The organism is Burkholderia sp. MSh2, assembly GCF_000731655.1.
GTDB lineage: Bacteria > Pseudomonadota > Gammaproteobacteria > Burkholderiales > Burkholderiaceae > Burkholderia > Burkholderia paludis.
In genome coordinates this window covers 101,956-113,732 of sequence record NZ_JPGM01000031.1, presented here as the reverse complement: position 1 = coordinate 113,732, position 11,777 = coordinate 101,956, and the positions used below count along the sequence as shown (strand labels likewise).

Sequence of the window (11,777 nt, the reverse complement as noted above, 5' to 3'; positions counted from 1 at the left end):
CCACCCCTTCCCATCCCGAACAGGACCGTGAAACGACTCTACGCCGATGATAGTGCGGATTCCCGTGTGAAAGTAGGTAATCGTCAGGCTCCCTAAGCCAGAAACCCCCGCCCGACAAGGCGGGGGTTTTTGCATTTCAGCGGCGGAAATGCGAGTGAAGCCGGATCAGGCAGTGTGCTTCCTTCAGCGTATCCGGCCGACGTAGGCCAAGTCATTCAGATCTATAGCGTGCCGATCGTCCGCAGCTCTCTGTACCGCTGAAATCTTCTGAGGCGCGCCCCACAGCCCTCTCGATTGGCCCCGGGCCAACGCCCAGCTACCGTCGATTCATCGAGGGCTAGCGAGAGCGCGACGGCGCCGAACACGGCAGCCAAGCCTCGGTAACTGCCGCTGGCTGCGGGTGACATCGAGAAAGTCATCCACCGTCTGTTGCGATTGCCGCCAGGTCAGCCGACGCGCTGACTATCTGGCGGCATCCCGCCCTAGATTTGATCGCCGCTGGATACGGCCCGGCGTGTATCGCCAACGTTTGAGCGGGGCTATCGCACTCCATCATCGGCGCATTGAGCGGCGTCCCGCGCTAAAAGTCCCAATCGTCACTCGCGCCGTCAGGCATGTCTCGCGGTATAAGTCGTCGTCCGGGGCGCCAACTTGACCATAGGATCCCGTGAGATATATCCGGCGATCGTCGAATTCTCGTTGCAAATTCCAAACGGCTAATGTCAGTCAAGTGCGAGCGACGGAAATGCATTATGGAGTTCATTGTGCTGCTATCAAGCGAGATTCTTCATCTAACGTGGCATATTTTGATTTGAGTTGTTCCGGGCTGAAAGAGGGGGCGTAGTCGGCTAAGTGCTCGGAGCGTGGGCGCAGAGGCCAAGCTGGTGTGTGGTGTTCCAGAGGGCATTGGCACCACCAGGTAGCGAACGGTGGGTCGGGCGTATGTGCCGAATATCGGCTCACTGTTGTCTGAGGGACGCGACGAGAGGTGCGTTGGCCCGGAGTCCAGTCTCGTAGGTAATGGTATCCAACTGAGCGAGGTTGGGGATCGGGCAGGTCACTCGGTGGCGTCACGTTTGCCAGCCGGATTTGCGGCGCTAAGTCGCTTCGACGCAGGCCGCGAATGGCTTCTGGCAACTCGATAGTGTGGGTGCGGACCACAGCCCTTCGCGACGAAGCCTTGGCGAGCTAAAGGGGGTTGGCCTGGGGCGTTAATGTCTGTCGTCGCCGAGAGCGTGCGGGAGTGCGGCGAAACCGGTTGAGCTACAAGATTCACCCTGCGGCCCGTCATAGCCGTTGGTAGCGGCGACAGGAAGGGGCGCTATCGTCGCTGGGCGGCCGCGCGCATCGGAGGCCGAATCCAGGGCAGGCCGGCGGCGGCGGCGCAGTCGCGGCGCCACGTAAAGAGCCGCGACAGCCGGCGTCAAGGGGTAGCCTCAATCATGTACGTGCAGTAGTCGATATGGTTGGGGCGCAACGTCATCAGGGCTCGGTGCAGCGGGAGAATGGAATATCCGCGATCATGCTCGAGTGGCGCCCGGGTATCTGTCGGGCAGAGTGTGGGCACTCAAAGCGTCGAATGCCTTCGCAGGGGTTGGCGAGCGCATGAGGATCCAGGCTGGAGGTGGGCGGTAGCCCAGGGGGTATCGAGTCTGTCGTTGAAGCCGGCTTGGCAAGGTCCCATCGCTAGAGCATCCTGCCGGGAGGCCTTGTCCGGGTATCCGGCGCTACCACAGAAAAGCGACGGGAAGCTTGCCGCGCAGATTGCCCGCGGGAAGCGTAATGACATCGAATGTGGAGGCTCGCAATATCGAAAAGCGGGCCGCCGAAGCCCTCCGGCACGAAAGTTGCAAAATTTTTTGCATCTACCCGCTTGGCATTCTGCTCAAGAGGTCGTATGATGGCGGTCTTTCGTTTTTAGCAAAGATCCAGGTCGGTGCTGAAAACGGAGTCTGACGAGGATGTGTGTCGATCAGTAGCATCGCCTTAGCCGGGCGACGCGAGAATCGGCGGTAAGGCAGGTGTCGGGAAGAGAATGCAAATAATCTTCCGGATGTGCTTGACAGGTGTGCGATGCACCCCCATAATCGTCAGTTCTCTACGGAGGGGTGCCCGAGTGGCTAAAGGGGGCAGACTGTAAATCTGTTGGCTTACGCCTACGTTGGTTCGAATCCAACCTCCTCCACCAGAATATCAGCGCAGTGAGCGGCAGGAATCGTTAGTGGCCCGTGCGGGTGTAGCTCAATGGTAGAGCAGAAGCCTTCCAAGCTTACGACGAGGGTTCGATTCCCTTCACCCGCTCCAGACCGCTAAGTTGAAGCTTTAAGCGCCCATGTGGCTCAGTGGTAGAGCACTCCCTTGGTAAGGGAGAGGTCGGCAGTTCGATCCTGCCCATGGGCACCAGCAGTAAAAAGTCAGTGTCTTGTTTGCGCGCGGCGCAACCTGTGAAATTCCTTTTGGGAGTCGAAAATGGCCAAGGGTAAATTCGAGCGGACCAAGCCGCACGTGAACGTTGGTACGATTGGTCACGTTGACCACGGCAAGACGACGCTGACGGCAGCGATCACGACGGTTCTGACGAAGAAGTTCGGCGGCGAAGCGAAGGCATACGACCAGATCGACGCGGCACCGGAAGAAAAGGCGCGCGGCATCACGATCAACACGGCACACGTCGAGTACGAAACGGCTAACCGCCACTACGCACACGTCGACTGCCCGGGCCACGCTGACTATGTGAAGAACATGATCACGGGCGCAGCGCAGATGGACGGCGCGATCCTGGTTTGCTCGGCAGCAGACGGCCCGATGCCGCAAACGCGTGAGCACATCCTGCTGGCGCGTCAGGTTGGCGTTCCGTACATCATCGTGTTCCTGAACAAGTGCGACATGGTGGACGACGCTGAACTGCTCGAGCTGGTCGAGATGGAAGTTCGCGAACTCCTGTCGAAGTACGACTTCCCGGGCGACGACACGCCGATCGTGAAGGGTTCGGCCAAGCTGGCGCTGGAAGGCGACACGGGCGAGCTGGGCGAAGTGGCGATCATGAACCTGGCGGACGCGCTGGACACGTACATCCCGACGCCGGAGCGCGCAGTTGACGGCGCATTCCTGATGCCGGTGGAAGACGTGTTCTCGATCTCGGGTCGTGGCACGGTGGTGACGGGTCGCGTCGAGCGCGGCATCGTCAAGGTCGGCGAGGAAATCGAAATCGTCGGTATCAAGCCGACGGTGAAGACGACCTGCACGGGCGTGGAAATGTTCCGCAAGCTGCTGGACCAAGGTCAAGCGGGCGACAACGTCGGTATCCTGCTGCGCGGCACGAAGCGTGAAGACGTGGAGCGTGGCCAGGTTCTGGCGAAGCCGGGTTCGATCACGCCGCACACGCACTTCACGGCTGAAGTGTACGTGCTGAGCAAGGACGAAGGCGGCCGTCACACGCCGTTCTTCAACAACTACCGTCCGCAGTTCTACTTCCGTACGACGGACGTGACGGGCTCGATCGAGCTGCCGAAGGACAAGGAAATGGTGATGCCGGGCGACAACGTGTCGATCACGGTGAAGCTGATCGCTCCGATCGCGATGGAAGAAGGTCTGCGCTTCGCAATCCGCGAAGGCGGCCGCACGGTCGGCGCCGGCGTCGTCGCCAAGATCATCGAGTAAGCCAGTTATTCGTTGATCGACAGTTTTGGGGCTGGCAACAGCCGGCCCCAACATGGTTTAGGGGTATAGCTCAACTGGCAGAGCGTCGGTCTCCAAAACCGAAGGTTGGGGGTTCGATTCCCTCTGCCCCTGCCAAAAAATAGCCACGTGTCCTACGTGGCATTTGTTTTAAGGTGTTATGGCGAATCCATCCGTCGAAACTGTAAATACCTCCGGCGATAAGCTGATGCTGGCCCTGGGCGTATTGCTGGTCTTGGCCGGATTCGTGGGCTTCTTCTGGCTGGGTAATCAGCAGTGGTATGTCCGCGGTGCCGCGTTGGCGGTAGGTCTCATCGCCGGCGTGGCCGTCGGGCTGATGTCCGCACCTGGCAAGAGCCTCATCGCATTTGCCAAGGATTCGTACAAGGAAGTCCGGAAGGTCGTTTGGCCCACCCGCAAGGAAGCAACGCAAACCACACTCGTCGTGTTCGGTTTCGTGCTCGTGATGGCGATTTTCCTCTGGTTGAGTGACAAATCGATCGAATGGGTGATTTTCTCGGCGATTCTGGGTTGGAAATGATATGAGCGATACTCCGGCATCCCCGAGCGGAAAGCGTTGGTACGTCGTGCACGCCTACTCCGGTATGGAGAAGAGCGTGCAACGTGCGCTTCAGGAGCGCATTGAACGTGCTGGCATGCAGGACAAATTCGGTCAGATCCTGGTTCCGACCGAAGAAGTGGTCGAAGTCAAGGGCGGCCACAAGGCTGTAACCGAGCGTCGTTTCTTCCCCGGCTACGTGCTGGTGGAAATGGAAATGACGGACGAAACGTGGCACCTCGTGAAGAACACCGCGAAGGTCACCGGTTTCGTCGGCGGTGCGCGTAACCGCCCGACCCCGATTTCCCCGAAGGAAGTCGAGAAGATCATGTCGCAGATGCAGGAAGGCGTCGAAAAGCCACGCCCGAAGACCCTGTTCGAAGTCGGCGAGATGGTGCGTGTCAAGGAAGGCCCGTTCACGGACTTCAACGGCACTGTCGAAGAAGTCAACTACGAAAAATCGCGCGTGCGTGTGTCGGTCACCATCTTTGGCCGATCAACCCCGGTCGAACTCGAATTCGGCCAGGTCGAAAAAGTTTGATCCCGATTCGGTGGGCAGCCTCGGCTGCCCACCTTCGCGCTTACGGCCCGCGTCATGGCCGTTGAGGAGCGTCAGTAGCCAGCGGCGAAAGCGCGTTATTACTCACCGAACGCCCCTCCGGCGTTCCAATGAGGTTCACAAATGGCAAAGAAGATTATCGGCTTTATCAAGCTGCAGATCCCTGCAGGTAAAGCCAACCCGTCGCCGCCGGTCGGTCCGGCACTGGGCCAGCGCGGCCTGAACATCATGGAGTTCTGCAAGGCGTTCAACGCGCAGACTCAAGGCATGGAGCCGGGTCTGCCGGTGCCGGTGGTCATCACGGCATTCGCTGACAAGAGCTTCACGTTCGTGATGAAGACGCCGCCGGCGACCGTCCTGATCAAGAAGGCGGCGAAGGTGGACAAGGGCTCGAGCAAGCCGCACACCGACAAGGTCGGTTCGATCACGCGCGCTCAAGCCGAAGAAATCGCGAAGACCAAGATGCCGGACCTTACGGCAGCTGATCTGGACGCAGCCGTTCGCACCATCGCTGGTAGCGCACGCTCGATGGGCATCACTGTGGAGGGCGTGTAAATGGCTAAGATCTCCAAGCGCCGTCAGGCATTTGCCGCCAAGGTCGATCGTCAGAAGCTGTACGCGATCGAAGACGCACTGAGCCTCGTGAAGGAATGCGCGAGCGCGAAGTTCGACGAGTCGATCGACGTTGCTGTTCAGCTCGGCATCGATGCGAAGAAGTCGGACCAGGTCGTTCGTGGTTCGGTCGTTCTGCCGGCAGGTACGGGCAAGTCGGTTCGCGTTGCCGTGTTCGCGCAAGGCGAAAAGGCCGAGCAGGCTCGTGCAGCAGGCGCGGAAATCGTCGGTATGGAAGACCTGGCAGAGCAGATCAAGGCTGGCCAGATGGACTTCGACATCGTGATCGCTTCGCCGGACACGATGCGTATCGTCGGTACGCTCGGCCAGATCCTCGGCCCGCGCGGCCTGATGCCGAACCCGAAGGTCGGTACGGTCACGCCGGACGTCGCAACCGCCGTCAAGAACGCGAAGGCTGGTCAGGTGCAATTCCGTGTCGACAAGGCCGGTATCATCCACGCGACCATCGGCCGTGCATCGTTCGAGCCGACCGCGCTGCGTTCGAACCTGTCGGCGCTGATCGAAGCGCTGCAGAAGGCAAAGCCGGCAACGAGCAAGGGCGTGTACCTGCGCAAGATCGCACTGTCGAGCACGATGGGCGTCGGCGTGCGTGTCGACCAGGCTACGCTGGCAGCGCAGTAAGCAAGTATTCGGGCCGCTTCGTTCGCGAAGCGGCCTACATGGGCTTTGGGCGGTTGTTCGTGCAGCAGGGCGAGCAACCGGTTATCAAAGACCGTTGGTGGGGCGCAGCAGTCGGGTGATCCCCTTAATTCAAGCCAACGCAGATGGCGAACCCGAAAAAGTTTTGCAGTGGTGAAGCCGCAGGCCGTGAAGCGATTCGCGGCGTGAGGTGGAAATACTCCTAACGAGGTCGGACGCCGTTGTTGAACGAGGTACGTGAGGTTCATGCCGAACGTATCGTTTCTGGAGGCTAACCGTGCCGCTTAATAGAGAAGACAAGCAAGCCGTCGTAGCTGAGGTTTCCGCGCAAGTCGCGAAGGCCCAGACCGTTGTGCTGGCTGAGTATCGTGGAATTGCGGTTGGCGATCTGACCAAGCTGCGCGCGCAAGCGCGTGAGCAAAAGGTTTACCTGCGCGTGTTGAAGAACACGCTGGCGCGTCGCGCCGTCGAAGGTACGCCGTTTGCTCCGCTGGCAGAGCAGATGACTGGCCCGCTGATCTACGGCATCTCGGAAGATGCAATTGCCGCTGCTAAGGTCGTGAACGACTTCAGCAAGAGCAATGACAAGCTGATCATCAAGGCTGGTTCGTTCGATGGCAAGGTGATGGACAAGGCTGGCGTGCAAGCGCTGGCAAGCATCCCGAGCCGCGAAGAACTGCTCTCGAAGCTGCTGTTCGTTATGCAATCGCCTGTTTCGGGCTTCGCGCGCGCTCTGGCCGCGCTGGCCGAGAAGAAGCAAGCGGAAGCTGCGTAAGCGAACGTGCATCAGCGTTACTGATCGCTGGCTGTATCCGAATTCAATTTAGGAGTATTTCAAATGGCAATCGCAAAAGAAGACATCCTGGCAGCAGTCGAAGGGATGACCGTTCTGGAACTGAACGAACTGGTCAAGGCGTTCGAAGAGAAGTTTGGCGTGTCGGCAGCTGCAGTGGCAGTCGCTGGCCCGGCAGGCGGCGGCGCTGCTGCTGCTGCAGAAGAGAAGACCGAATTCACGGTCGTCCTGGCTGAAGCCGGCGCCAACAAGGTTTCGGTCATCAAGGCCGTTCGCGAACTGACGGGCCTGGGCCTGAAGGAAGCGAAGGACCTGGTTGACGGTGCACCGAAGCCCGTCAAGGAAGGCGTCGACAAGGCTGCTGCTGAAGAAGCCAAGAAGAAGCTGGAAGAAGCAGGCGCGAAGGTCGAAGTCAAGTAAGTTTCGGCGCGCTGTGCGAAGGCTGGCGGTATTTTCACCGCCGGCCTTTTTGTGCTTTGTGGGGACGTTATTCTGGCACTCATTCGGGAGCCCGAATAATCGGCCCCAGAAGCCAAAGAAAACCGCCTGATCGTTGTCATTGGTCACGATTGGCGGTTCTCTTTGTCTTCTGAAGCGACTGCAGAAGGCAAGTTTGGTCGGGTAGCGGGCAACACAGGCATCCGCTGCCGTCAGCCAGCGGTTGGTAGCGGCCAACCACCAAGCTTCTCGGCTCGTTCAAGCCGTCGGACGGCCATCGGGTCTCAGTCGGTGAACACTCGGGTTTGAAACGTCCAGGTATTCCGCCTCGATAGCACCCGCCGTGATTCGGAGATCGTATGCAATATTCCTTCACCGAGAAGAAGCGCATTCGCAAGAGTTTCGCGAAGCGCCCCATCGTTCACCAAGTTCCGTTCTTGCTGGCTACCCAGCTTGAATCATTCAGCACGTTTCTGCAAGCTGATGTGCCGGCGACGCAACGCAAGCCTGAAGGTTTGCAGGCAGCCTTCACATCGGTATTTCCCATTGTTTCGCACAACGGCTTCGCGCGCCTCGAGTTCGTGAGCTATGCGCTGTCCGCGCCGGCATTCAACATCAAGGAATGCCAGCAGCGCGGCCTGACGTACTGCTCCGCGCTGCGCGCGAAGGTCCGCCTCGTCATTCTCGACAAGGAATCGCCGAACAAGCCGGTCGTCAAGGAAGTGAAGGAGCAGGAAGTGTACATGGGCGAAATTCCGCTCATGACGCCGACGGGCTCGTTCGTCATCAACGGCACCGAGCGTGTCATCGTCTCGCAGCTGCACCGTTCGCCGGGCGTGTTCTTCGAACACGACAAGGGCAAGACGCACAGCTCGGGCAAGCTGCTGTTCTCGGCGCGGATCATTCCGTACCGCGGCTCGTGGCTCGACTTCGAATTCGACCCGAAGGACATCCTGTACTTCCGCGTCGACCGTCGCCGCAAGATGCCGGTCACGATCCTGCTGAAGGCCATCGGCCTGACGCCGGAACAGATCCTCGCGAACTTCTTCGTGTTCGACAACTTCACGCTGATGGACGAAGGCGCGCAACTCGAGTTCGTGCCGGAGCGCCTGCGCGGTGAAGTCGCGCGTTTCGACATCACGGATCGCGACGGCAAGGTCATCGTCCAGAAGGACAAGCGGATCAACGCGAAGCACATTCGCGACCTCGAAGCCGCGAAGACCAAGTACATCTCGGTGCCGGAAGACTATCTGCTCGGCCGCGTGCTGGCGAAGAACGTCGTCGACGGCGACACCGGCGAAGTGATCGCGAGCGCGAACGACGAAGTCACGGAAAGCGTGCTCGAGAAGCTGCGCGAAGCGGGCATCAAGGACATCCAGACGCTCTACACGAACGACCTGGACCAGGGCCCGTACATTTCGTCGACGCTGCGTGTCGACGAAACGACCGACAAGACGGCCGCGCGCATCGCGATCTACCGCATGATGCGTCCGGGCGAGCCGCCGACCGAAGAAGCGGTCGAGGCATTGTTCAACCGTCTGTTCTACAGCGAAGAAGCGTACGACCTGTCGAAGGTCGGCCGCATGAAGTTCAACCGCCGCGTCAGCCGTGACGAGATCACCGGCCCGATGACGCTGCAGGACGACGACATCCTCGCGACCATCAAGATCCTCGTCGAGCTGCGCAACGGCAAGGGCGAAGTGGACGATATCGACCACCTCGGCAACCGTCGCGTGCGTTGCGTCGGCGAACTGGCGGAAAACCAGTTCCGCGCAGGTCTCGTGCGTGTCGAGCGCGCGGTCAAGGAACGCCTCGGCCAGGCCGAAAGCGAAAACCTGATGCCGCACGACCTGATCAACTCGAAGCCGATTTCGTCGGCGATCCGCGAGTTCTTCGGTTCGTCGCAGCTGTCGCAGTTCATGGACCAGACCAACCCGCTGTCGGAAATCACGCACAAGCGCCGTGTTTCCGCACTGGGCCCGGGCGGTCTGACGCGTGAGCGCGCAGGCTTCGAAGTCCGCGACGTGCACCCGACCCACTACGGCCGCGTGTGCCCGATCGAAACGCCGGAAGGTCCGAACATCGGCCTGATCAACTCGCTCGCACTGTACGCGCACCTGAACGAATACGGCTTCCTCGAGACGCCGTACCGCAAGGTCGTGGACAGCAAGGTGACCGACCAGATCGACTATCTGTCGGCGATCGAGGAAGGCCGCTACATGATCGCGCAGGCAAACGCCGCGATCGACGAGAGCGGCACGCTGATCGACGAACTCGTGTCGTCGCGTGAAGCGGGCGAAACGATGATGGTCACGCCGGACCGCATCCAGTACATGGACGTCGCGCCGTCGCAGATCGTGTCGGTGGCAGCCTCGCTGATCCCGTTCCTCGAGCACGACGATGCGAACCGTGCACTGATGGGCTCGAACATGCAGCGTCAGGCCGTGCCGTGTCTGCGTCCGGAAAAGCCGGTCGTCGGTACGGGCATCGAGCGCACCTGCGCGGTCGACTCGGGTACGACGGTCCAGGCGTTCCGCGGCGGCGTCGTCGACTATGTCGATGCAGGCCGTATCGTGATTCGCGTGAACGACGACGAAGCGGTCGCGGGTGAAGTCGGTGTCGACATCTACAACCTGATCAAGTACACGCGTTCGAACCAGAACACGAACATCAACCAGCGTCCGATCGTGAAGATGGGCGACAAGGTCTCGCGCGGCGACGTGCTGGCCGACGGCGCCTCGACGGACCTGGGCGAGCTCGCGCTCGGCCAGAACATGCTGATCGCGTTCATGCCGTGGAACGGCTACAACTTCGAAGATTCGATCCTGATCTCGGAGAAGGTGGTTGCGGACGATCGCTATACGTCGATCCACATCGAAGAGCTGAACGTCGTTGCACGCGACACGAAGCTCGGGCCGGAAGAAATCACGCGCGACATCTCGAACCTGGCGGAAGTCCAGCTCGGCCGTCTCGACGAATCGGGCATCGTGTACATCGGTGCGGAAGTCGAAGCGGGCGACGTGCTGGTCGGCAAGGTCACGCCGAAGGGCGAGACCCAGCTGACGCCGGAAGAGAAGCTGCTGCGCGCGATCTTCGGCGAGAAGGCTTCGGACGTGAAGGACACGTCGCTGCGCGTGCCGTCGGGCATGAGCGGTACCGTGATCGACGTCCAGGTGTTCACGCGTGAAGGCATCCAGCGCGACAAGCGCGCGCAACAGATCATCGACGACGAACTGAAGCGTTACCGTCTCGACCTGAACGACCAGCTGCGCATCGTGGAAGGCGACGCGTTCCAGCGTCTCGCGCGCATGCTCGTGGGCAAGGTCGCGAACGGCGGTCCGAAGAAGCTCGCGAAGGGTACGAAGATCGACCAGGCTTACCTGGAAGACCTCGACCACTACCACTGGTTCGACATCCGCCTCGCGGACGACGAAGCAGCGGCGCAGCTCGAAGCGATCAAGAACTCGATCGAAGAGAAGCGTCACCAGTTCGACCTCGCGTTCGAAGAGAAGCGCAAGAAGCTCACGCAAGGCGACGAACTGCCGCCGGGCGTGCTGAAGATGGTCAAGGTGTACCTCGCGGTCAAGCGTCGCCTGCAGCCTGGCGACAAGATGGCAGGCCGTCACGGTAACAAGGGTGTCGTGTCGAAGATCGTCCCGATCGAAGACATGCCGTACATGGCCGACGGCCGTCCGGCAGACGTCGTGCTGAACCCGCTGGGCGTTCCGTCGCGGATGAACGTGGGTCAGGTTCTGGAAGTGCACCTCGGCTGGGCCGCTAAGGGCCTCGGCTGGCGTATCGGCGAAATGCTGCAGCGTCAGGCGAAGATCGAGGAAATGCGCGTGTTCCTGACGAAGATCTACAACGACTCGGGCCGCCAGGAAGATCTGGAAAGCTTCACCGACGACGAGATCCTCGAACTCGCGAAGAACCTGCGCGAAGGCGTGCCGTTCGCAACGCCGGTGTTCGACGGTGCGACCGAGGAAGAAATGGGCAAGATGCTCGACCTCGCGTTCCCGGACGACATCGCTGAACAGCTCGGCATGAACCCGTCGAAGAACCAGGTCCGTCTGTACGACGGCCGCACGGGTGAAATGTTCGAACGTCGCGTGACGCTCGGCTACATGCACTACCTGAAGCTGCACCACTTGGTCGACGACAAGATGCACGCGCGTTCGACCGGCCCGTACTCGCTCGTCACGCAGCAGCCGCTGGGTGGTAAGGCGCAGTTCGGTGGCCAGCGTTTCGGTGAAATGGAAGTGTGGGCACTCGAAGCGTACGGCGCGTCCTACGTGCTGCAGGAAATGCTGACGGTGAAGTCGGACGACGTGAACGGCCGGACCAAGGTCTATGAGAACCTGGTCAAGGGCGATCACGTGATCGATGCAGGCATGCCGGAATCCTTCAACGTGCTCGTGAAGGAAATCCGCTCGCTCGGTATCGATATCGATCTCGACCGCAATTAATCGGACTACGGA

At 60.3% G+C, this 11,777-nt stretch carries 8 protein-coding genes, 4 tRNA genes and 1 rRNA gene; all 13 read left to right on the top strand.

Annotated features, from left to right (window positions below; genetic code table 11):
- A 5S ribosomal RNA gene (rrf, locus tag GQ57_RS44405) occupies window positions 1-89 on the top strand; the annotation flags it as partial.
- Between the two features lie 2,013 nt (window positions 90-2,102).
- Window positions 2,103-2,188 (top strand) — tRNA-Tyr (locus GQ57_RS20665).
- A gap of 42 nt (window positions 2,189-2,230) precedes the next feature.
- Window positions 2,231-2,304: transfer RNA gene (locus GQ57_RS20660), tRNA-Gly, on the top strand.
- 24 nt (window positions 2,305-2,328) lie between these two features.
- Window positions 2,329-2,403, top strand: a tRNA-Thr gene (locus GQ57_RS20655).
- A gap of 66 nt (window positions 2,404-2,469) precedes the next feature.
- A complete protein-coding gene (gene tuf / locus GQ57_RS20650) occupies window positions 2,470-3,660 on the top strand; it encodes an elongation factor Tu (RefSeq protein ID WP_017333531.1) in 1,191 nt (396 codons plus the stop codon).
- 59 nt (window positions 3,661-3,719) lie between these two features.
- Window positions 3,720-3,795: transfer RNA gene (locus GQ57_RS20645), tRNA-Trp, on the top strand.
- Window positions 3,796-3,838: 43 nt separating this feature from the next.
- A complete protein-coding gene (gene secE / locus GQ57_RS20640; RefSeq protein WP_031400147.1) occupies window positions 3,839-4,219 on the top strand; it encodes a preprotein translocase subunit SecE in 381 nt (126 codons plus the stop codon).
- Between the two features lies 1 nt (window position 4,220).
- A complete protein-coding gene (gene nusG, locus GQ57_RS20635) occupies window positions 4,221-4,778 on the top strand; it encodes a transcription termination/antitermination protein NusG (RefSeq protein ID WP_006400672.1) in 558 nt (185 codons plus the stop codon).
- A gap of 141 nt (window positions 4,779-4,919) precedes the next feature.
- Window positions 4,920-5,351 (top strand): 50S ribosomal protein L11, encoded by a 432-nt coding sequence (gene rplK / locus GQ57_RS20630; protein ID WP_006477201.1) that lies wholly within the window; start codon window positions 4,920-4,922, stop codon window positions 5,349-5,351.
- Complete coding sequence (rplA, locus tag GQ57_RS20625; RefSeq protein ID WP_006482906.1) at window positions 5,352-6,050, top strand: 50S ribosomal protein L1; 699 nt, start codon at window positions 5,352-5,354, stop codon at window positions 6,048-6,050.
- Window positions 6,051-6,345: 295 nt separating this feature from the next.
- Window positions 6,346-6,843 carry a 50S ribosomal protein L10 gene (gene rplJ / locus GQ57_RS20620; protein ID WP_031400146.1) on the top strand — a complete coding sequence of 166 codons (498 nt, stop codon included), beginning with the start codon at window positions 6,346-6,348 and terminating at the stop codon, window positions 6,841-6,843.
- 63 nt (window positions 6,844-6,906) lie between these two features.
- Window positions 6,907-7,281, top strand: a complete 375-nt coding sequence (gene rplL, locus GQ57_RS20615; protein WP_006477198.1) for a 50S ribosomal protein L7/L12 — start codon at window positions 6,907-6,909, stop codon at window positions 7,279-7,281.
- 377 nt (window positions 7,282-7,658) lie between these two features.
- Window positions 7,659-11,765, top strand: coding sequence for a DNA-directed RNA polymerase subunit beta (gene rpoB / locus GQ57_RS20610; protein WP_031400145.1), 4,107 nt, complete (start codon window positions 7,659-7,661; stop codon window positions 11,763-11,765).
- Window positions 11,766-11,777: the final 12 nt, after the last annotated feature.